14 protein-coding genes are annotated in these 22,956 nt (G+C 68.5%); 8 read left to right on the top strand and 6 right to left on the bottom strand.

Features of this window, described 5'->3' with window-relative positions; translation table 11 throughout:
• Positions 1 to 5 precede the first annotated feature (5 nt).
• From N5079_RS08500 to N5079_RS08490, 3 genes are all read right to left on the bottom strand, one after another.
• Positions 6 to 1,667: a CBM35 domain-containing protein gene (locus N5079_RS08500; protein WP_261583041.1), complete on the bottom strand. Its 1,662-nt coding sequence runs from the start codon at positions 1,665 to 1,667 to the stop codon at positions 6 to 8.
• On the bottom strand, positions 1,664 to 3,454 hold the full coding sequence (locus N5079_RS08495; protein WP_261583040.1) for a glycosyl hydrolase family 28 protein: 1,791 nt from the start codon (positions 3,452 to 3,454) through the stop codon (positions 1,664 to 1,666). The genes N5079_RS08500 and N5079_RS08495 overlap by 4 nt, the downstream gene beginning before the upstream one ends.
• Before the next feature lie 76 nt (positions 3,455 to 3,530).
• Entirely contained in the window at positions 3,531 to 5,999 is a 2,469-nt protein-coding gene (locus tag N5079_RS08490; RefSeq protein ID WP_261583039.1) for a PQQ-dependent sugar dehydrogenase, read from the bottom strand.
• A 487-nt stretch (positions 6,000 to 6,486) separates the two neighbouring features.
• On the opposite strand from N5079_RS08490, the gene N5079_RS08485 reads away from it, so the two are divergent.
• Both N5079_RS08485 and N5079_RS08480 read left to right on the top strand, forming a co-directional pair.
• On the top strand, positions 6,487 to 8,076 hold the full coding sequence (locus tag N5079_RS08485) for a glycoside hydrolase family 88 protein (RefSeq protein ID WP_261583038.1): 1,590 nt from the start codon (positions 6,487 to 6,489) through the stop codon (positions 8,074 to 8,076).
• Between the two features lie 229 nt (positions 8,077 to 8,305).
• Positions 8,306 to 9,109, top strand: a complete 804-nt coding sequence (locus N5079_RS08480) for a polysaccharide lyase (protein ID WP_261583037.1) — start codon at positions 8,306 to 8,308, stop codon at positions 9,107 to 9,109.
• A 35-nt stretch (positions 9,110 to 9,144) separates the two neighbouring features.
• Here N5079_RS08480 and N5079_RS08475 read toward each other — a convergent pair whose 3' ends face one another.
• Entirely contained in the window at positions 9,145 to 9,324 is a 180-nt protein-coding gene (locus N5079_RS08475; RefSeq protein WP_261583036.1) for a hypothetical protein, read from the bottom strand.
• Between the two features lie 97 nt (positions 9,325 to 9,421).
• The gene (locus N5079_RS08470; protein ID WP_261583035.1) at positions 9,422 to 10,375 is read right to left on the bottom strand and encodes a Ppx/GppA phosphatase family protein; all 954 of its coding nucleotides are present in this window, start codon (positions 10,373 to 10,375) and stop codon (positions 9,422 to 9,424) included.
• A 105-nt stretch (positions 10,376 to 10,480) separates the two neighbouring features.
• Here N5079_RS08470 and N5079_RS08465 point away from each other — a divergent pair, with 105 nt between their 5' ends.
• The 6 genes from N5079_RS08465 to N5079_RS08430 all read left to right on the top strand — a co-directional run bounded on the left by N5079_RS08465 (position 10,481) and on the right by N5079_RS08430 (position 20,688).
• Positions 10,481 to 11,719, top strand: a complete 1,239-nt coding sequence (locus tag N5079_RS08465; RefSeq protein WP_261583034.1) for a hypothetical protein — start codon at positions 10,481 to 10,483, stop codon at positions 11,717 to 11,719.
• Between the two features lie 97 nt (positions 11,720 to 11,816).
• A complete protein-coding gene (locus tag N5079_RS08460) occupies positions 11,817 to 13,595 on the top strand; it encodes a RecQ family ATP-dependent DNA helicase (RefSeq protein ID WP_261583033.1) in 1,779 nt (592 codons plus the stop codon).
• 148 nt (positions 13,596 to 13,743) lie between these two features.
• Positions 13,744 to 14,136, top strand: a complete 393-nt coding sequence (locus tag N5079_RS08455) for a hypothetical protein (protein ID WP_261583032.1) — start codon at positions 13,744 to 13,746, stop codon at positions 14,134 to 14,136.
• A 401-nt stretch (positions 14,137 to 14,537) separates the two neighbouring features.
• Positions 14,538 to 16,775: a glycosyl hydrolase family 18 protein gene (locus N5079_RS35315; protein ID WP_315967799.1), complete on the top strand. Its 2,238-nt coding sequence runs from the start codon at positions 14,538 to 14,540 to the stop codon at positions 16,773 to 16,775.
• A gap of 308 nt (positions 16,776 to 17,083) precedes the next feature.
• Positions 17,084 to 18,697: a CBM35 domain-containing protein gene (locus N5079_RS08435; protein WP_261583031.1), complete on the top strand. Its 1,614-nt coding sequence runs from the start codon at positions 17,084 to 17,086 to the stop codon at positions 18,695 to 18,697.
• Positions 18,698 to 19,044: 347 nt separating this feature from the next.
• Positions 19,045 to 20,688, top strand: coding sequence for a CBM35 domain-containing protein (locus N5079_RS08430; RefSeq protein ID WP_261583030.1), 1,644 nt, complete (start codon positions 19,045 to 19,047; stop codon positions 20,686 to 20,688).
• A 227-nt stretch (positions 20,689 to 20,915) separates the two neighbouring features.
• On the opposite strand, the gene N5079_RS08425 is transcribed toward N5079_RS08430, so the two are convergent.
• A complete protein-coding gene (locus tag N5079_RS08425; protein WP_261583029.1) occupies positions 20,916 to 22,832 on the bottom strand; it encodes an amino acid transporter in 1,917 nt (638 codons plus the stop codon).
• Between the last annotated feature and the right edge of the window lie 124 nt (positions 22,833 to 22,956).

The following is a 22,956-nucleotide window of genomic DNA, read 5'->3' as shown; positions in this document are numbered from 1 at the left end:
AGCCCCTAGCCAATCGTGATCTTGTCGATGTTGGGCCCGCCGTCGGCGGTGCTGGACGTCAGCCTGATCGTGTTGGACCCCGCGTTCAGCGTGATCGGGATCGTGGCGGTCGCCCAGGTGTCCCAGTTCGTCGTGCTGTTGAAGGCACGGTTGTCCGCGACGAGGACGCCGTTGACCGTGATGTCCATCGGCCGGTTCACGGTCGTGCCGTTGGAGTAGCGGATCGTGAGCGAGCCGGTGCGGGCCGCGGTGGAGCTGACGGCCTGCTGCAGGTAGCTCCCGGCCACGTTCGTGAAGTTCACGAACCCGGTGCCGGTGAAGCCGAGGTGGTTGGACTCGACGACGCCCTGCGAGATCGTGGCGTTCTCCGCCTGGTAGTCGACCGCGGCGGGGGCGGGGGCGATCTCGATGTAGTCGGTGTTGGGGCCGCCGTTGGCCGTCACGCCCGTCGCGCGGATCAGGTTGGTGCCCGCGTTCAGGGTGGCCGTGATCGTCTTGGTCTGCCAGGTGTCCCAGTTGGCGGTCGGTGGGAAGGACAGGTTGTCGGCCACAAGGCCGCCGTTGACGGTGATGTCCTCCGGCCGGTCGACCGTCGTGCCGTTGGCGTAGCGCAGGTTGATGTTGTACTGGCCCGCGGTCGGCGCGTTCACGGCCCACTGAACGTAGCTGCCGCTCACGTTGGTGTAGTCGACGAAGCCGGTCCCGGAGTAGCCGAGGTGGTCCGACGCCACGGTGCCCTGGGAGATCGTCGCGGTCTCCGCCTCATACCGGTTGGACGGGGAGGGAGAGGGCGAAGGCGACGGGCTCGGCGACGGCGAGGGGGACGGCGAAGGCGATGGGCTCGGCGAAGGCGATGGGCTGGGAGTCGCGTTGTTGGTCCACTGGTAGCCCCGCATGTTAGTGATCAACATGTAGGTGTCCTGCAGCGAACCGGAACTGTCGCCGAGCGACCGGTAGATGCCCCACTTCGGGCGGACGCGGTCGTCGAGGAAGGTGTCGATCCCCGTCTTGGTCTTGTCGAGGATCGTCGCCCCGGCCTTCTTGATCACGAACCGCAGCGACCCGGCCGTGCCGTTGCCGATCTTCGTTTCGACCTCGACGTCGATCCAGGAGTTCTGCAGCGGCGTCAGCGGTGTCGAGCCGATGACGATGTTGTCGTTGAAGTCCTTCATCTCGATGATCTGCTGTTTGCTGCCATCGCGGGAGAGCGAGATCGTCATGATCGGCAGCGAGCCGGTGCCCGGCATCTTGAACTGCATGATGTGGGTGAAGGTCGTCGTGCCCTTCAGCGTGCTCGGGATGAACATCGAGTAGGTGAACCGCCAGCTCTGGCCGCTCAGCATCTCCAGGTACGGCCCGCCGGCCGGGGTCCGCATACCGGTGACCTCCTGGCGCTGCCGGTCGGTCATCGAGTCGCGGTCCACCATGTGCATGTTCCAGCGGAAGTTGTTGCCCTCGGTGAAGATGTGCGGCTGGCCTGCCGGGTGCGAGTCCGCCCGGTCGTCCTCGATCGTCTCGAACGCCTTCAGGCCGTCACGGCTCGCCTCGGGCGCCCACTTCAGCTCCCACCCCGGGGCGGCCTGCGCCGGGGTCTGCGCGAGCGGGACGAACGCCAGAGGGACGAGGAGCGCCGCGCCGAGGATCGCCAGAGCCCTTGTCGTTCTCATGGGCCGGTCACCTCCAGGTAGTCGAGGTTGGGGCAGCCGTTGGCCGTGGTGGCGGTGACACGGACGGTGTTGCTCCCGGCGTTGAGCGGGGCGCTGATCGTCGCGTTGGCCCACGTGTCCCAGTTGCCGGTGCCGTTGAAGGCCTTGCCCGCCGCGACGACGGTCCCGTTGACGGAGATGTCCATCGGGCGGTTGGTGGTGGTGCCGTTCGCGTAGCGCAGCAGCAGGCTCGCCGTGCCCGCTGTGGCCGCGTTGACGGTCCACTCCACGTAGCTCCCCACCGCGTTCGCGGTGTCGACGAAGCCCGTCCCCGAGTAGTTCAGGTGGTTGTTGGCCACCACGCTTCCCGTGGAGATCGTGGCGTTCTCGGCCTCGTAGCGGACGGCCGTGGGGGCGTTGCCGTACAGCGTGCCGTTGATCCTCACGTTGTTCAGGACCACGTTGTCGGCGTTGCTGATCTGGGGAGCGGCAGTGGTGATGTTCGTAAACGTGCTGTTGCTGATCGTCACGTTCTTGATGTGGCTCGCCGACGACCCGGACAGCTTGATCGCGAACGGCGACGTGTCGATGTTGAGCCCGTCCACGGTGATGTTCTGCACGACCGGGTTGACGATCGGGCCGTATCCGGGGCCGGTGAGGCTGTAGTTCATGTCGATGAAGAAGCCGCCGCGGTCGCACGGGCCGCCGGTCAGGTTACGGACGTGGATCCCGTCGACCACTCCCCCGCGCCGGTTGTTGGTCTTGATGTAGACCGCGTAGAAGGAGTGGTAGCTCGAACCGGGGAAGATCTGGTTGTCCTGCGCGAAGACGTTGCGCACGCCGCCCGACATCTCGCTGCCGACCGTGATCGCGCCCCAGCGCCCGTAGTACTTGTTGTTGCGGATGACGATGTTCTCGCTGGGGACTCCCACCCGGCGGCCGTCGATGTCACGTCCCGACTTGATCACCGTGCCGTCGTCGCCGGTGTCGAACGAGCAGCCCTCGATGAGAACGTCGGCGCAGCTCTCGGGGTCGCATCCGTCGACCATCGCGCCGCGGCTGTAGACCTTGACGTTCCGCACGGTCACGTTGCGGGACAGCACGGGGTGGATCGTCCACATCGCGGGGTTCTTGATGTTGACGTCCTCGATCAGGATGTTCGTGCAGTTGTAGAGCTGGATCATGTTCGGCTTGAGGTAGTGGCCGTCGCCGAACTGCCGCTGGTTGACCGGGACGCCGTCGACCGCCATCTGCTGCAGGGCGTCCCAGTCGGGGCCGCGCTGGTCGTCGAAGCCGAACCAGGGGCCGGCCGCGGCGTTGCCGTCGATGGTCCCGGGGCCCGTGATCGCGACGTTGGTCTGGCCGTACGCGTAGATGAAGGGCGAGTAGTTGTAGCACTCGATGCCCTGCCACCGGGTGAACACGTTCGGCAGGTAGGACCCGGCGTCGCTGCGGAACCGGATCGTCCCTCCCGCGTTGACGTGCAGGTTGACGTTGGACAGCAGGTGGATCTTGCCGGTGCGGAACGACCCCGTGCCCGGCACCAGAACGGTGCCGCCGCCCGCGGCGTTGCACGCGGCGATCGCGTTCTTGAAGGCGGCGGTGCAGTCGGTCGTGTTGTCCGGCTTGGCGCCGTACGCGGTGATGTCGAACGTGCGGTCCGGGAACGTGGGCGGCACGATCCTCGCCAGGATCGCCGGCACCTGGTCCCATGGCGACGCGGCGTACGCCGACCGGGGCGCGAGCCCCGTCAGCAGGACGCCGCCCGCCATGATGCCTGTGGTCTTGATGAAATCTCGTCTGTCCACGTGGGGGGTTCCTCCAGCGCTGGGGAGCGAGTGGCCGCGCCCCTTGGGACTTGGGGCGCGGCCACTCGCCGTTCATTTACGTGATCGTGACGCGGAAGATCCGGTCCGATCCTGGCGAAGCGTCACCGTTGTTGTCGCAGTTGGTGGTGCTGAGCCACAGTTGGTTCGCGCCGGGCACCTTGATCACCGTCCGGAGACGGCCATAGGCGCCGACGTAATACGCGGTCGCGGTGCCCACGCTTTCACCGCTACCGATGGGGATTCGCCACAGACGCTCGCCCTTCAACGCCGCCATGTAGACGACGTTCCGGACGATCGCTATCGCGCTGGGCGAGGCCGTGCCGGTCGACCACGTCTTCTTCGGGTTGGTCATCCCCGAGACGCTGCAAGTCCCCTCGCAGGTCGGCCAGCCGTAGTTGAGACCCGGCTTGATCAGGTTGAGCTCGTCGACGGCGCTGTTGCCGAACTCCGCCTCCCACAGGCGTCCCTGGGAGTCCCAGGCGATGCCCTGCGGGTTGCGGTGGCCGTAGCTGTAGACGAGGGTGCCGAACGGGTTGCCCGGCGCCGGCTGACCAGTCGTGGTCATCCGCAGGATCTTCCCGTTGAGGGAGTTGCGGTCCTGCGCGAGGTTGCCCTGCTGTGAGTCACCGGTGGTGGCGTAGAGGTAGCCGTCCGGGCCGAACGCGAGGCGTCCGCCGTTGTGGAACAGGCTCCGCCTGATGCCGGTGACGATGGGCGTCGAGGTGCTGCTGAGCGACGTGCCGTTGTAGGTCATCCGGACGATCCGGTTGTCCGTCGGCGACGTGTGGAAGAAGTAGACGAAGTGGTTGGTGGTCCAGTTCGGGTCCACCGCCGCGCCCATCAGGCCGCCCTCACCGCTGGTGGTGCCGGTGGTGGAGGCGTTCGGGACGGTTCCGACCAGCGTCTTCGTGCCGGCCAGGGTGACCTTGTAGACCCGGAACTGGCCGGACGCGACCTTGTCGTCCCGCTCGGTGACGAGCGCGGTCTGGCCGTCGGGGAGCCAGGCCATGCCCCACGGGATCGTCCAGCCGCTGGAGATCTGGGTGATGCTCGACGGCACGCCGCCGTCGGGGTCGTTGCAGGACGGGGTGGTGAACGTGACCGTGTTGCTGGGGTCCGACACGTTGCCGGCCGCGTCCTTCGCGACCACGGTCAGGCTGTACGGGCTGTTGCAGGCCAGGCCGCTGACGGTCGCCGAGGTGGCCGGCGGGTTGCCGGTCACGGTCGCGTAGACGGTCGTGCCGCTGCGGACCTCGTAGGCGACGACGCCGACGTTGTCGGTGGAGGCGCCCCACGAGAGCTGGACGCTGTTGGAGGTCAGGTTCGAGGAGGTCAGGGTGCCCGGCGTGCTCGGCTTCTGGGTGTCGGAGCTCTGCGACGTCGTGCACTCGACGATCGGGCTGGGCGGCGACACGTTGCCGGCGGCGTCCCGCGCGAACACGGTCAGGCTGTAGGTCGTGTTCGGGGTGAGCCCGGTCAGCTGCTTGGACGTGACGTTCCCGGCTTCGCTGATCTTGTTGCCGTAGTTGTAGATGTCGTAGGCGACGACGCCGACGTTGTCGGTCGAGGCGCCCCAGTTGAGGGTCAGGCCGTTCTCGCCGACGCCACTGCAGGACGGCTGGCCGGGGGTGGTCGGCCGCTCGGTGTCCGAGGGCGTCCCCACGCTGAGGCGGTCGAGGTTCGGCCCGCCGTTCGCGGTGGTGGCGGTAGCGCGGACCGTGTTGCTCCCCGCGTTCAGGGTCGCGTTGACGGCCAGGTCCGCCCAGGTGTCCCAGTTGCCGGTGCCGGGGAAGACGAGGTCGGCGGCGACGTCCACGCCGTTTACGGCGATCGTCATCGGACGGGCGACCGTGGTGCCGTTGGCGTACCGGAAGGTCAGCGAGGCCGGTCCGGCACTGGCGGCGTTCACGGTGAACTGCACGTACGACCCGGTGACGTTCGTGTAGTCCACGAAGCCGGTGCCGGTGTAGCCGAGGTGGTTGCTGAACACTCCGGCCTGGGACAGGGTGGCGTCCTCGGCCTGGTAGTCGTTCGACGGCGCGGCCACGGTGACGTCGAGGTAGTCGAGGTTCGCGTTGCCGTCGGCGCCGGTCGCGGTCACCCGGATCTTGTTGGCGCCCGCCGTCACGGGGGCGGTCAGGGTCGAGTTGGCCCAGGTGTCCCAGTTGCCGGTGCCGGGGAACGCCCGGCCGGCCGACACCACGGCGCCGTTGACCGACACATCCGATGTCCGTGTGGTGGTGGTGCCGTTGGCGTATCGCAGCACCAGGGTCGCGGTCCCGGCCGCCGGAGCGTCGAAGCTCCACTCCAGGTAGCTTCCGGCGATGTTGGTGCCGTCGACGAAGCCCGTGCCCGAATAGTTCAGGTGATTCGTCGCCACGGCTCCCTGGGAGATCGTGGCGTTCTCGGCCTCGTAGCGGGTGGCGGCGCCGGCCGGTCCGGCCATGGCGCCCACGGTCAACAGTCCTCCCATCAGCGCCGCCACGAGAACCACGGCGCGCGCTCTGGGCCTTCCAGATCTCATCGAACCTCCTCGGCGGCCTGCCCGTGTCGGCAGACTCCTGAGACGAAAGGTTGGACCTTTGGACCGTGATCCCACATTCAACGGCCGCTTGTCAACGCGAAGTTACAGATGGACCGGTGCAAGTTTGCATTCCTGTAACGCCGATATGTCGGACCGATACATCGGATGTCCTGGCGCGGTGCGTCGTCTGCGCGAATTGTCCGGGTTCAGTCGACGGGAAACGCTTTCTTTCGGGACCGTGTTCCGGTATACAGATTCTTGTTCCGATACATGGACCGTACTCGCCTCCACGGTGTATCTCTATTACGGAAAGGTAGACGCGAAAGGTTGGATCTCTTAGCGTGACCTGACAACCGATGGACACGGTCAGTGCGGTTTCTGACTCGTGCGCGTTACGGCCGTACGGCAAGCCTCTGTCCCGAGCGCAGCTCATACATAGGAGGACTTGTCGTCCCCCCTCTGTCCCCAGAGACAAGGAGATCGAAAGGTGATCCCCCACATCCGAGGTTTGCGAAGGCTCGCCGTAGCCATCGCGGTAACCGCGGTCGCCGCGGCGGGCCTTCCCGCCCTCCCCGCCACGGCGGCTTCCACCGTCTACGAGGCCGAGAACGCCACGCTGTCGCAGGCCGGTGTGTTCAGCAACCACCTCGGCTACACCGGCACCGGGTTCGTCGACTACGTCAACACCACCGGTGGCTACATCGAGTGGACGGTGAACGCCGCCGCGGCGGGGCAGCAGACCCTGACGCTCCGGTACTCGAACGGCACCACCACCGCCCGCCCGATGGACATCGCCGTCAACGGCACCGTGGTCTCCAGCGGGCTCTCCTTCGGCAGCACCGGTAACTGGGACACCTGGACCACGAAGGCCATCACGGCCACCCTCAACGCCGGGACGAACGTCATCAGGGCCACCGGCACCACCTCCAACGGCGGCCCGAACGTCGACTCGCTCACCCTGGGCGACGTGACGACGCCGCCGCCCTTCGACTGGTCGAAGGCCGTCGTCGACTCCACGATGGCCCGCTTCACCCCCAGCACGATCGGCGGCTGGAGCTACCCGGTCGCGCTCTACCTCCAGGGCCAGTACCAGGTCTACCTGCGCACGCACGACGCGCGGTACCTGCAGTACATCAAGGACTGGGGCAACCGCTTCGTCGACAGCAGCGGCAACATCAGCAACAGCTTCGGCAGCCTGGACAGCATGGAGCCCGGCAACGTCCTGCTGATCCTGGCCAAGGAGACCGGCGAGAGCAAGTGGCGCATCGCCGCGCAGAAGATCCGCACCCGGCTCAACACCTACCCCCGCACCTCCGACGGCGGCTGGTGGCACGGCAGCGGCTCCTCGCGCGAGGGCCAGCTCTGGGGCGACGGCGTCTTCATGGTGGACCCGTTCGTGATCCGCTACGGCCAGCAGTTCAACGACGCCACGTGGGGCAACGACAACGCGGCCCAGCAACTCGTCGTCTACGGCAAGCACCTCCAGCGGACGACGGGAGCGCAGGCGGGCCTGCTGTGGCACGCCTATGACGAGCCGGGCGGCGCCACCGCGAGCTGGGTGCACCCCGAGCTCGGCAACACCAACGGCGTCACCTGGTGCCGCGCCGAGGGCTGGTACGGCCTGGCCATCACCGACATCCTGGAGCTGCTGCCGGCCACCCACCCGCAGCGGGCCGCGCTCACCGACATCCTGCGCAAGCTGGTCGACGCGTTCGCCCGTTACCAGGACCCGGCCACGGGCCGCTGGTGGCAGGTCGTCGACAAGGGCACCGACCCGAGCAACTGGCTCGAGACGTCCTGCTCGGCGATGTACACCACCACGATCTCCCGGGCCGTCGAGAAGGGCTACGTCGACGCGAGCTACCAGACCTACGCCGACAAGGGCTACCACGGCGTGCTGGCCAAGACGTCGATCGGCTCCGATGGCCTGACCAACGTCAGCGACATCTGCATCGGCACCAACGCGGATGACGCGCTGAGCTTCTACTACGGCCGCCCCCGGGCCACCAACGACTTCCACGGCCTCGGGGCCTTCCTGATCATGAGCGAGCAAATGATCAAGACAGGCCGGGCGTGATCCCGGCGTCCGATTAGCTGAGCGCGAGAGCACTCATCCACCCGCTTTCGCGCTCCGGTACGGCTTCCGCCCATCAGGGTGGAAGCCGTACTTTTTTCCGAATTACGGCGGCCCGTAGCCTCAGTATGATAAGAAACCTTCCTAACAAAAGCACCCCCTTCGCCTTAACCTGCGAGCCTTAACCTGCGAGCCTCGCCCCCCGAGCCTTGACCCCCCGAGGTGAATCTCAGTGATCCGTTCTCGCGCCCTCCTGCCCGCCGTCTGCGGCGTGGCCCTGCTCGGTGGCCTGCTCGGTGGCCTGCTTGGTGGCCTGCTCACCGGCCCAACCGCGCAGGCTGCGGCCTGGCAGCTCAAGTGGTCGCCGTCGGCGGCCAAGGACGGTCTCGCCGCCTTCGAGGGCGTCGAGGACGACCGGGCGGGCTCGCACCCCGGCGTCAAGCACATCTACGTGCAGAACGGCGCCTACCGGTTCGACATGCACATGAAGGATCGGGACAGCTCCACCGACCGCCAGCGCCAGGAGGTCAAGGGGATGCGCAGCCCGGCGGGCGGGCCGTACCTGGAGTGGAAGAAGGGTGAGACCTGGCGGCTGACCTACTCCATGTACATCCCGCGCTCGCTGAAGGCCACCACGACCTTCACGCACATCATGCAGATGAAGATGCCGGGAAACGACAGCTCGCCCATTCTGACCACCTCGCTGCGCAGGTACGGCAGCACGCCCAAGATCGAGCTGAACGTCGAGAACTCCGGTGTCGTGGTCGGGTCCACCGACCTGGCCCCCCTGCAGAACAAGTGGATCGACGTCGACTTCGAGCTGAAGATCGGCGACGCCCCGAACGGTTCGGTCCACTGGGTGATCCGCGACGGCTCCACCACGGTCCTCGACGTCAAGCGCGGCGGGCTCGACACGTGGCTGAGTGACCGGGTCCGCCCGAAGTGGGGCATCTATCGCTCACTGGGCGACAAGTCCGGCTCCCTCCAGGACTGCTACCTGCTGCTGCGCAACCTGAAGGCATACAAGCTCGCCTGATCGCGCCGGGAGGACGGGACGGCCGGCGTCCGCGGTCAGGTGCGGCTCCCCGGAGCCGCACCGAACCGGACGACCCGCTCCTTCGGCTCCCGCCCGGTGGTGGCGGCCATCACCCCGAGCACGGCCAGCACGACGACGGAGATCATCAGCAGCGCCATCACCGTGAGCGCCGCCACGGCCGCCAGGGAGACGATCGCTCCCAGCAGCTCCACCATTCCGCTCTTCCCCCTTTAAGAGACGACCCCCCGGACGGACCAGGATAGAGATAGGCCCGGAAGCTCCTGACTTGCCCCGTTACCGGTGGCTCATGCCTTACTGATCGGCTATCGCGGGGCGACCGACGGGCAGGATGTCGAGGCGGCGCAGGATCATCCCCTCGCGCAGCGCCCACGGGCAGATCTCCAGGACCGGCAGCTCGAACAGGTCCATGGCGGCGTCGGCCACGACCGCTCCCGCGAGGAGCTGCGCGGCCCGGCCCGCCGACACGCCCGGCAGCTCGGCCCGCTCGGCCGCGGGCATCGCGGAGAGCCGGCCCGTCCACTCGGTCAGGTCCTCGTGCGCGAGCGTCCGCTTGACGTAGGAGCCCTCGCTGGAGGGGGCCGCGCCCGCGATCCTGGCGAGCTGCCGGAACGTCTTCGAGGTCGCCACGGCGTGGTCCGGCCTGCCGTACCTGCCGACGACGCCGACCGTGCGGGCGATCTCGGTCCGCGCGTGCCGCCGCAGGGCGCGCACCTCGTCCGGGTCCGGCGGGTCGGCGGTGAACCAGTCGCGGGTCAGCCGCCCGGCCCCCAGCGGCAGCGACACGGCGACGTCGGGCTCCTCGTCGATCCCGGAGGCGATCTCCAGCGACCCGCCGCCGATGTCGACGACCAGGAGCCGCCCGGACGACCAGCCGAACCACCGGCGGACGGCGAGGAACGTGAGACGTCCCTCGTCGTCGCCGGACAGAACCTGGATGTCCACCCGCGTGTCGGCCTTGATCTGGGCGAGGATCTCCTCCCCGTTGACCGCGTCGCGGACCGCCGAGGTGGCGAACGCGACCAGGTCCTCCACGCCCTTGTCCTCCGCGATCCGCACGGCCTCCGCCACGAAGGTCCGCAGCCGGGCGGCGCCCTCGTCGGACAGCCGGTCGCCGTTCACGAGGTGCTCGGCCAGGCGCATCTCCTCCTTGTGCGAGTACGCGGGAAGGGGGCGCGCGCCCTGGTGCGCGTCCATCACCAGGAGGTGCACCGTGTTGGAACCGACGTCCAGGACTCCAAGTCGCATGATCCGACGCTACAGCCTGCGTTTTGTCCACATTCGGTCATCCCCCGGCCAGCGGTCGCGGGGATACGTCGTGGGGGGAGGACACTCCGACGGAAGGAAACCCCCGTGGGCTCCACCAGACACCCCCTCGCCGTCATCGGCGCCCTGGCCGCCTCCCTCACGCTCCTCGCCGCCACACCCGCCTCCGCATCAACCACCGCGTCCACCACCGCGTCCACCACCGCGTCCACCACCTGGTCGGCCGTCCCGACTCCCGGTGGCGACCTCAGCCAGCTGTACGGCGTGGCCGCGACGGCTCCCGACGCCGCGTGGGCGGTGGGTTCGGCCTACGACTTCAGCCTGGGCGCCCAGCGGTCGCTGATCGCCCGCTGGAACGGCACGTCCTGGTCGCGGGTCACCAGCCCCAACGGCTCCCAGCTCTACAACGAGCTGTACGCGGTGGACGCCACATCGGCGAGCGACGCGTGGGCCGTCGGCTCGATCGAGACCGCCCACGGCCCCAACGGCGGCGGCGACGGCCCGAAGAAGGCCGCGGCCTGGCGCTGGAACGGCACGAGCTGGCGCATCGTCGATCTGCCCAGGCCCGCCAGCACCCCCACGGTCACCGGCGTCGACGCCCTCTCCTCCGGCGACGCCTGGGCGGTGGGCTGGTACTACGAGTCGCTGACCCCCACGGCGGCCGGGGCCGGCTACGCGGCGCACTGGAACGGCTCCACCTGGACGCAGGTCGAGATGCCGGCGGTCGGCGACTACCTCACACAGGTCTATACGGTGTCCGGCACCTCCTCGACCGACGTCTGGGCAGTCGGCAGCTGGCGCGACCGCGGCCCGGGCCAGCCGTACCATCCGCTCGCCCTGCACTGGGACGGCTCGGCCTGGACGCCGGTGACCGTGCCCGAGCCCGCCGGTGGCGGCTTCCTGCGCGGGGTCAAGGCGCTCTCACCGACCGACGTGTGGGCCGTCGGCGGCAGGGACTACCACACCCCGATCAGCTTCCACTGGAACGGCACGGCCTGGGCGGAGGTGCCGTTACCGGCGCTGGGCGGGACCGGGAACAACTTCCTCTACAGTGTGACCGGCACCGGCCCGGGCAAGGTCTGGGCCGTCGGCTACACCTCCGCCGGGACGAACAACCCGGAGCCCCTGGTGGAGCGCTGGAACGGCTCCTCCTGGCAGATCGAGCCCGGCACGACCACGCAGTACGGCGGGCTGCTGAACGGCGCGGCCGCGGTCGCCGGACCGAACGGAACCACCATGATCTGGGGGGCCGGCTACCGCAACGCCTTCTCCGGCACGGGCTTCACCAACAGGACGCTGGCCCTGCGCGGCTCCGACTCCGGCTGACCCTCCCCGCTGCCGGTGCCGCTGCCCTGTCTCTGGAGCCGGTTCGCCCGTCTTCCTCGGGGTAGGGCAGGACGGATCGGCGAGGAAAGCGGTGACCATGGGCGAGAGGCGAAGGGCCGGCCGGTCAGGTGGCCGGTCGGCTGGCTGGGGCGACTCGGCGGGCAACTGGAACGGGCGCTGGACCGGCGCCTGGGCGGGCGGAAGCTGGGGACGGCGCTTCGGCAGGCGGGGCAGACGGCTCCGCGCCACCGCCCGCGACACGTTCGGCTGGGAGCAGCTCCGTCCCGGCCAGCAGGAGGCGATGGAGCACCTGCTGGCCGGGCGTGACGTGCTCCTCGTCATGCCGACCGGAGGCGGCAAGTCCGCGGTCTACCAGGTGCCGGCCCTCATCCTCGACGGGCCCACGGTCGTCGTCTCCCCGCTCATCGCCCTGCAGCGCGACCAGGTCATGGGCCTGCTCAGGGCAGGCGCGGGCGGCGCGGTGGCGGTGAACTCGGCCGGATCGGTGGACGCGGGCCTCGACCAGGTCACCGCCGGCCACGCCGAGTACGTGTTCCTCTCCCCCGAGCAGCTCGCCAAGCCGGAGGTGGTCGACCGGCTGGCCGAGACGCGGCCCTCGCTCGTCGCGGTGGACGAGGCACACTGCGTGTCCGCCTGGGGTCACGACTTCCGGCCGGAATATCTGCGGCTGGGCAAGGTGATCGAACGGCTCGGCCGCCCGCCGGTGATCGCGATGACGGCGACCGCGGCCCCGACCGTACGCGAGGAGATCATTCGATCTCTCGGCATCACGGGGGCCCAGCAGATCGTCCGCGGCTTCGACCGGCCCAACCTCGATCTGGAGGTCCGCCGGTTCGTCAGGGACGAGGACAAGCGCAGGGCCCTCGCCGATCACGCCGCGGGGCTCGGCGGCGTCGGCCTCGTCTACGTGGCCACCCGCCGCCAGGCCGAGGAGTACGCCGAGCTGCTCCGGGAGCGGGGCCGCAGGGCCGAGCCGTACCACGCGGGGATGAAGGCGAGCGAGCGCCGGGAGGTCCACGAGCGCTTCCAGGGAGACGAGCTCGACGTCGTGGTGGCGACGTCGGCGTTCGGCATGGGGATCGACAAGCCCGACGTCCGGTTCGTGCTGCACGCCTCGCCCCCGGAGTCGGTCGACGCCTATTACCAGGAGATCGGCCGGGCCGGCCGTGACGGCGACCCCGCCTCGGCCGTGCTGTTCTACAGGTCCGAGGACCTCGGGCTGCGCAAGTTCTTCACCGGCGGCCGGGCCGGCGGGGAGCTCCTGGAGCGGATCGCCACAATCGTCCGCGAGCACGGAAACGGGCGCGGGGGCGAGAGCGGCGGCGGAGAGGGGGGCCGGAACGGCGACGAGGTCGCGGCCGGGGAGCTGCGGGAGCTGCTCGGCATCGGGGCGGCCAAGCTGACCTCCCAGATCAACCTGCTGGAGCGGGCCGGGGCCGTGGAGGCCGCCCACGGAGGCGGGCTGAGATACGCCGACGACGGTCCGCCGCCCCGGGAGGCCGCCGCGCGCGCCGTGGAGCTCGACAAAATGCGGCACCGCCTGGAGGAGTCGCGCCTCGACATGATGCGTGGCTACGCGGAGACGACCGGCTGCCGCCGCCGCTTCCTGCTCGAATACTTCGGCGAGCCGTACGAGCGGGCCTGCGGGGCCTGCGACACCTGCCGGTCGGGCGAGGCGAGCGCCCCCGACGCCGGTGATGGGCCGTTCCCGCTCCACGCGACCGTACGGCACGCCGAGTGGGGCCAGGGGGTCGTGATGAGCCGGGAGAGCGACCGGGTCACCGTGCTGTTCGACTCGGTGGGCTACAAGACCCTCGCGCTGCAGGCGATCGACGGGGTGCTGGAGCTGGCCTGAGCCGTACTGCGCTTGCTGAAGTGTGCTGAGGCGCCCCTGAGTCACGGCGCGGGGAGCGACGCAATCATTACTAATCGTGGCATGCCCTCCCCTTGCGGGCGTTCCGACCACACGACCACACTCGAAAAGGGCTTTGTGGAATGTGGGGGTGATCAAGGTGCGGGAGGGGTTCAGCGCCTACGAGACGTGGCCGTTCGAGTGCCTGCGGTGTCTGCTCGTCTGGGAGGAGGAGTACCTCGTCCGGCGCATGTCCGACGGACACGGCAACGACGTGGTCGTCTGGACCCGGGAGGGCACGCAGGTCCAGCCCCCGTGGTCCGGCATGACCTGTCCCGCCTGCGGCTGCGGCAGCGTGACCACCTTCCCCACCGGCTACCTCTCCCACCAGGCGGCGATCGCCCGGGCCCGCGCGGCGGCGGCCGCGACCCCCTTCGCGACCACTGGTGGCCGCGGTCACTCCCCGATCATGACGTACGCCCTGCTGGCGTTCTCACTCCTCGTGATCACGAGCGTCGAGGTCTACGAGAAGGTTCTGCGCTGACGGGCCTCCTGGGAGCCTCGGCCTGCGGCCGTCAGCCGTTCACGCATATTGACGGTGCATCGGCCTGCGGGTAAGTTCACCTCAATTTAAAAAAGAAAGCTTACTAACAATTCCTCGGGAACCCACTGGCAGGAAGCGCGCCCATGCCGCGATCGCCGCCCCCGTCCTGACAAGCCCCCGCACCCGCGAAACAGACCGCGAGCCCACCGCGAACCATCGCGAAGCCACCGCGCGACACCGCGCGACACCGCGCGACACCGCACAACCAAACACTGCGACCCACCCAGCGACCGGCCCCTCCGCCGCCTCGCACGCGTCCACCGCACCCCACCCCTCGCCATCCGCCCATTGGACGTGGAGCATTGATGAAACGCAGGATTCTTCCGACACTCTTAGCGGCAGTGGGGGCACTGCTGGTTCCTCTCGCCGTCTCGGTGCCCAGCGCGTACGGGGCGGTGGCCGTCCCGATTCGCGCCAACTCGAACGGCCCGGCCTTCACCGACGGCTCGGGGAACTCGTGGTCCGCCGACAAGGCGTACGCCAGCGGCAACTGGGGCTACGACACGTTGTACGGGGCGAGCTCGACAGCGAGTGCCATCGCCGGGACCACCGATGACGCGCTCTACCAGAACTACAACCTCTTCAGCGGCTGGACCGGCTACAAGTTCGACGTGGCCAACGGCACCTACACGGTGACGCTGAAGATGGTCGAGGACTGGGCGAACGCCGCGGGCCAGCGCAAGTTCGACGTTAAGGCCGAGGGCGCCACCGTGCTCACCGGCTTCGACATCTTCGCCTCCTGCGGCGCGCTGACCGCCTGCGACAGGTCGTTCACCACGACGGTCAGCGACGGCCAGCTCAACGTGCAGTTCAACATGAACGGCGGGGCGAACTACGCCACGGTGTCGGCGATCTCGGTCACCGGCGGCGGTGGGGGCGGCGGTGACACGACCCCGCCGAGCGCGCCCTCCAACCTCCAGGTGACCGGCACGACCACCTCCAGCGTCTCGCTGTCGTGGGGCGCCTCGACCGACAACGTCGGCGTCACCGGCTACGACGTCTACCGCGGCTCCACGCTCGTGACGAGCGTCACTGGCACGTCCTACACCGACACCGGTCTCGCGGCGAGCACCAGCTACACCTACACCGTCAAGGCCAAGGACGCCGCCGGGAACGTGTCGGCCGCCAGCAACTCCGTCACCGGCACCACACAGGGCACCGGAGGAGGCGGGGACACGACGCCACCCAGCGCGCCCTCCAACCTCCAGGTGACCGGCACGACCACCTCCAGCGTCTCGCTGTCGTGGGGCGCCTCGACCGACAACGTCGGCGTCACCGCCTACGACGTCTACCGCGGCTCCACCCTGCTGAACACCGTGAGCGGCACCACCTACACCGACACCGGTCTCGCGGCGAGCACCAGCTACACCTACACCGTCAAGGCCAAGGACGCCGCCGGGAACGTGTCGGCCGCCAGCAACTCCGTCACCGGCACCACCCAAAGCGGCGGAGGCGGCGGTGGCGGCAACAAGCTGCTCGGCTACTTCGTCGAGTGGGGCGTCTACCAGCGCAACTACCACGTCAAGAACATCGAGACCAGCGGCTCCGCCAGCAAGCTCGGGTACATCAACTACGCCTTCGGCAACGTGACCAACGGCCAGTGCGCGATCGGCGACGCCTACGCGGACTACGACAAGTTCTACGACGCGGCCTCCAGCGTGGACGGCGTCTCCGACACCTGGGACGCGGGCGCGCTGCGCGGCAACTTCAACCAGCTCCGCAAGCTGAAGGCGAAGCACCCCGGCCTGAAGATCATCTGGTCGTTCGGCGGCTGGACCTGGTCCGGCGGCTTCGGGCAGGCCGCGGCCAACCCGACCGCCTTCGCCAACTCGTGCTACAGCCTGGTCGAGGACCCGCGCTGGGCCGACGTGTTCGACGGCATCGACATCGACTGGGAGTACCCGAACGCCTGTGGCCTCAGCTGTGACACCAGTGGGGCGGCCGCCTTCAAGAACCTCATGTCCGCGCTTCGGTCCCGCTTCGGGTCGAGCTACCTCATCACCGCCGCCATCACGGCGGACGGCACGTCCGGCGGCAAGATCGACGCTGCCGACTACGGCGGCGCGGCGCAGTACGTGAACTGGTACAACGTCATGACATATGACTACTTCGGAGCCTGGGCCGCCCAGGGTCCGACCGCGCCGCACTCGCCTCTCAACTCCTACACCGGCATCCCGATCGCGAACTTCTACTCCGACGCGGCCATCCAGAAGCTGAAGAGCAAGGGCGTGCCATCGAGCAAGCTGCTGCTCGGCATCGGCTTCTACGGCCGCGGCTGGACCGGCGTGACGCAGAGCGCGCCGGGCGGCACGGCGACGGGCCCGGCGCCGGGCACCTACGAGCAGGGCATCGAGGACTACAAGGTCCTCAAGAACAGCTGCCCGTCAACCGGCACCGTCGCCGGCACGGCGTACGCCAAGTGCGGCAGCAACTGGTGGAGCTACGACACCCCGAGCACGATCGCCGGGAAGATGAGCTACTCGAAGAACCAGGGCCTCGGCGGCGCGTTCTTCTGGGAACTCACCGGCGACACCTCCAACGGCGAGCTCATCACCGCGATGAAGAACGGTCTGGGCTGACCCAGCGGGCCGGGGAGGTTCCGCACCTCCCCGGCCTTTCGTCAGCTGACATCTGTCCGGAGGCGGCGCCCGATGCCGGGCTCCGCCTCCGGGATCACCTCGCGGGCACGGCGGCAGCCTGTCGCCCCCGCTGGACCAGATAGCACAACAGAACGCCAATGGGTCAGACATGGCCCAACCGGCAACTGGGACACCTGGGCCAACGCAACACTCACCGTCTCACTAAACGCCGGGAGCACCACCGTGCGCGTCATCGCCACCACGGCCAACGGTTGCCCCAACGTCGATCACCTGGAGTTGACCGGGCCATGAGAAAGAAGTTCTTAGCCATCCTCGGCGGGGTGCTCCTCGCTCCCCTCGCGTTCGTGTCGCTGACGCAGACCCCCGCCCAGGCGGTTCCCGGCTGGGAGCTGAAATGGGCTCCCAACGCGAGCACCGACGGGCTGGCGGCCTTCGAGCTCGTCGAGGACGACCGGGCGGACTCGCACCCGGCCGGCCAGCCGCACATCTACACGGAAGGCAACAACTTCCGCTGGAACATGCACATGGTCGACCGGGACACGATGACCGACCGGCAGCGCCAGGAAGTCGCCGGCATGCGGACCCCGGCCGGCGGGCCGTACCTGCAGATGCTGCCCGGCCAGAGCTGGCGCTTCACCTACTCCATGTTCATCCCGAGCACGCTGAAGGGCACGACAACCTTCACCCACATCATGCAGTTCAAGATGCCGGGCACCGGCTCGCTGCCGATCATGACGATCTCGCTGGACCGCGACAGCAGCAACCAGCAGATCATCGAGATGCAGGACTTCAACGAGAACAACCTCATCATCGGGTCGACGCCGCTGGTGCCGTTGCAGAACTCCTGGATCGACGTGGAGGTCGAGACCAAGATCGGTGACGGCACGGCCGGGTCGCTGCGGTTCGTGATCAAGAAGGCCGGCACGACGATCCTCGACCAGACAAAGACGGGGATCGACACGTTCCTGGACGACCGCGTGCGGCCCAAGTGGGGCATCTACCGGTCGCTCGGCGACACCTCCGGGTCGCTGCAGGACACCTACATGCTCATCACGAACATGCGGGGCTACCAGTGGACCAACAACGCGACCCCGAGCCCCTCGCCGTCGCCCTCACCCACGCCGACCCCTTCCAACCGGTATGAGGCGGAGACCGCGACGATCTCCCAGGGCACCGTCGCGTCGGACCACCTCGGCTACTCCGGGACCGGCTTCGTCGACTACACCAACGTGGCCGGCAGCTACGTCCAGTGGGCCGTCAACGCGCCGACAGCCGGCCAGTACAACATCAAGCTCCGGTACGCCAACGGCACCACGGTCGACCGGCCGGAGGACGTCACCGTCAACGGCAACCTCGTCGCCAACGACCTGTCCTTCCCGCCAACCGCGAACTGGGACACCTGGGCCACCAAGACCATCACCGCCACGCTCAACGCCGGGACCAACCTCATCCGGGCGACGGGCGTCACGGCCAACGGCGGCCCCAACACCGACTACATCGAGGTCGACCCCGCCCCCGCCGCGGTCGACTACCAGGCGGAGAACGCCACGATCTCCCAGGGCGTGGTCGAGTCCAACCACCTCGGCTACACCGGCACCGGGTTCGTGAACTTCACCAACATCGCCGGCAGCTACCTGCAGCAGGCCGTCAGCTCAACCACGGCCCGCGCGACCTCGCTCACGATCCGCTACTCCAACGGCACGACCGTCAACCGGCCGATGGACATCACCGTCAACGGCGTCCTCGTCGCCAACGACCTGTCCTTCCCGCCGACCGCCGACTGGGACACCTGGGCCACCAAGACCATCACCGCCACGCTCAACGCCGGGTCCAACACGATCAAGCTGACATCCAGCACCGCCGACGGCGGACCCAACATCGACAAGCTCACAATCGGGTAGTGCCGTGACCGGAACCGATCACGGCGTGTAGCTTCCGCGCCGGTTAGATGTGCCCTGCATGTCCGATCGGCGCGGGAAGCGGTGCCACGGCAGGCCCGGTCGCGTGACCCGGCGGGCCGGGTGGCCCCCTCCTCCCCGTCGTCCCTCAGCTCACATGGATCTGGGGGCGGCGGCCGATCTCGGGCTCCGCCTTTCGGATCACCTCACTCGATCACTGGCGGCGCAACCGGCAATTGGGACATCATAATTACCAGAAGTATCCCCCCAAGCCGGAAGCACCATCGTGCGCGACGTAGCCACCAAGGCCAACGGCTGCCCCAATCTCGACTACCTGGAGTAACCGGGCCATGAAAAAGAAAAGATTCTTAGCAGTCCTCGGCGGAGCGCTGCTCGCCTCCCTCGGGGTCTTGCCGCTGACCCAGACCCCCGCCCAGGCGGCACCTGGCTGGGAGCTGAAGTGGGCCCCCACGGCCAGCACCGACGGGCTGGCGGCCTTCGAGACGGTCGAGGACGACCGGGCGGACTCGCACCCGGCCGGCCAGCCGCACATCTTCACCGAGGGCAACAACTTCCGGTGGAACATGCACATGGTCGACCGCGACAGCAGCACCGACCGGCAGCGCCAGGAGGTCTCCGGCATGCGGACCCCCGCGGGCGGCCCGTACCTGGAGATGCTGACCGGCCAGACCTGGCGGATCACCTACTCCCTGTACATCCCCAGCACGCTGAAGGGCACGACGACCTTCACCCACATCATGCAGTTCAAGATGCCGGGCACCGGATCGTCGCCGATCATGACGATCTCGCTCGAGCGGGACGGCAGCAACCAGCAGATCATCCAGATGGAGGACTTCAACGACGGCATCATCATCGGGTCGACGCCGCTGGTGCCGCTGCAGAACTCCTGGATCGACGTGGAGGTCGAGTCCAAGATCGGTGACGGCACGTCCGGCTCGCTGCGATTCGTGATCAAGAAGGCCGGGACGACGATCCTGGACAAGTCCAAGACCGGGATCGACACCTACCTCGGCGACCGCGTGCGGCCCAAGTGGGGCATCTACCGGTCGCTCGGCGACACCTCCGGGTCGCTGCAGGACACCTACATGCTGACCACCAACATGCGGGCCTACCAGTGGACCAACAACGCCACCCCCAGCCCCTCCCCCTCGCCCAGCCCGTCGCCGTCGCCGAGCCCGTCCCCGTCGCCCTCACCCACCCCGTCCAACCGGTATGAGGCGGAGACCGCGACGATCTCCCAGGGCACCGTCGCGTCGGACCACCTCGGCTACTCCGGGACCGGCTTCGTCGACTACACCAACGTGGCCGGCAGCTACGTCCAGTGGGCCGTCAACGCGCCGACAGCCGGCCAGTACAACATCAAGCTCCGGTACGCCAACGGCACCACGGTCGACCGGCCGGAGGACGTCACCGTCAACGGCAACCTCGTCGCCAACGACCTGTCCTTCCCGCCAACCGCGAACTGGGACACCTGGGCCACCAAGACCATCACCGCCACGCTCAACGCCGGGACCAACCTCATCCGGGCGACGGGCGTCACGGCCAACGGCGGCCCCAACACCGACTACATCGAGGTCGACCCGGCTCCGGCCGCAGTGGACTACCAGGCGGAGAACGCCACGATCTCCCAGGGCGTGGTCGAGTCCAACCACCTCGGCTACACCGGCACCGGGTTCGTGAACTTCACCAACATCGCCGGCAGCTACCTGCAGCAGGCCGTCAGCTCAACCACGGCCCGCGCGACCTCGCTCACGATCCGCTACTCCAACGGCACGACCGTCAACCGGCCGATGGACATCACCGTCAACGGCGTCCTCGTCGCCAACGACCTGTCCTTCCCGCCGACCGCCGACTGGGACACCTGGGCGACCAAGACCATCCCGATCACGCTGAACTCCGGGTCCAACACGATCAAGCTGACATCCAGCACCGCCGACGGCGGACCCAACATCGACAAGCTCACAATCGGGTAGTGCCGTGACCGGAACCGATCACCGCCAGTAGCCTTCCGCGCCGGTCACCCATGCCCGACGCATGTCCGATCGGCGCGGTAAGGCGCGGTGGCGGAACCGGTAAGGGAACGCTGGAGGGCCGGGAGGGAGAGCGTCTTCTCCGTCCCGGCCCTCACCGTGTCATCCGGCGTCATCCGCTCCCAGCTCACCTCCCAGCTGACGTCTCAGCTGACGTCTCAGCTGACGTCTCAGCTGACGTGCACCTGGGGGCGGCGGCCGGTCTCGGGCTCCGCCTTCCGGATGACCTCGCGGGTCAGCGGCGGCACGTCGCCCCCGCCGAAGACCAGGTAGCGCAGCAGAGCCCCGACCGGGTTGCCCTCGGCCCAGTGGAAGTACACGTGGGGCCGCTTGCCCGTCATGTCCCGCAGGTGGAAGAGGATCGCCGCGATCGTGTTGGCCACCACCGCGCTCCGGACGGACAGCACCTGATACCCGTGCCGTGTCTCCCCCGTCACCAGCAGCTCGGACTCGAACTCCGACGCGTCGCCGAGGGTGACCTCCAGGAAGATCATCGGCTCGTCGTCGGGCAGGTGATGATATTCCCGTGTCTCGCGGTCCTTCTCGGCGTACTCGGCCGAGTCCCGCGCGTCCGGCTCGTTGGCGATCAGGCGGAGCTCGCCGGGGTTGTCCATGACGATCCGGCGGGCCGCCTCGTCCAGCTCCACCTTGGTCACCCGGAGCTCCGTGGAGCGGGTGGCCCGCGAGACCAGCGACGTCACGACGATGGCCACGACGAAGAGCAGCGCGATGCTGAGGCCGTCCGGGCGCTCCCTGATGTTCTCCACGGCGGCGTAGCCGAGGACCAGCGAGATCACCGTGAATGCCGCGGCCGGGAAAGCCCGCCCCGCGCGGTACGCGCTGATCGTGACGGCGACCGCGGCCGACAGGATCAGGGCCAGCACCCCCGTGGCGTACGCGCCGCCCTGCGGCTCCACCTGCGCGCCGAACAGGAGCGTGATGGCGAACGCGATGGCGGTGAAGACCAGCACCAGCGGACGGACCGCGCGGGCCCAGTCGGGCGCCATGCCGTACCGGGGAAGGTAGCGCGGCACGATGTTGAGCAGGCCGGTCAGGGCCGACGCGCCCGCGAACCACAGGATGGCGATCGTGCTGATGTCGTACGCCGTGCCGAACCAGTCGCCGAGATGCTCGTGGGCGAGGTAGGCCAGGGCGCGGCCGCTCGCCTTGCCGCCCGTCTGGAACTCCTTCGCCGGGATCAGCATGCTCGTCGCCACGCTGCTGGTGAGGAGGAACACGCTCATGATGAGCGCGGCGGTCGTGAGAAGCCGCCGCGCGCCCTTGATCCGCTCCCGCAGTTCGCCCTGGATCTGCGGCATCACGGCCACCCCGGTCTCGAATCCGGAAAGGCCGAGCGCCAGCTTGGGCAGCACCAGCAGCGACACCCCGATCATCGCGAGGGGGCTGGAGTGCTCGGCTGTCAGCGTGTGCTGCCAGCCGTCGATGAGCTGCGGGTGGGACACGACCTCCCACAGCGCCACGGCGATGACCACGACGTTGAGCACGAGATATACGGCGACCAGCACGACCGCGAGCCCGATGGCCTCGCTGAAGCCGCGCAGGAAGATCGCGCCGAGCAGCGCGATCAGCAGCAGCGTGATGGGGACCTGCTGCCCGTCGAGGAAGCCCGGGACGAAGGGGTTCTCCAGGATGTGCGCGGTCGCGTCCGACGCCGACAGCGTGATCGTGAAGATGAACGCGGTGGCGACGAAGCCGAGCAGCACCAGCACGAGGAGCTTGCCCCACCAGTGGGGCAGCAGCCGCTCCAGCATCGCGATGGATCCCATGCCGTTGGGGCTCTGCTCGGCCACCGCGCGGTAGGTCGGCAGCGCCCCGAACAGGGTGAGCGCCACCAGGAGGGACGTCGCGATCGGCGACAGCGCCCCGGCCGCGGCGGCGGCGATGCCCGGCTGGTAGCCGAGGGTGGAGAAGTAGTCCACACCGGTCAGGCACATCACCTGCCACCAGGTGTGCTGCTTCTCCGGGCTGTCCTTGTGCGGACCGGACGGCACGCGTTCGCGGTGCAGGCCCTCCAGGAGCCACGCCCGCACCGTCCCGGACGCCTCCCGCTGCGCCGACGTGGTCACCCCGGCTCACTCTCCTTGTCACCTACGGCGTTGCTTGGCAGACAGACCATACTGGCGCATCGCGGAGAACGGCGCTCAAGGGCGTACGGGCGGGCCGGCGCTCAAGGGCGTACGGGCGGGCCAG

The organism is Planotetraspora sp. A-T 1434 (assembly GCF_025420585.1).
GTDB lineage: Bacteria > Actinomycetota > Actinomycetes > Streptosporangiales > Streptosporangiaceae > JAOEGB01.
Note: the sequence above shows the minus strand (reverse complement) of the source record. Positions and strands in the feature narration are given on the sequence as shown.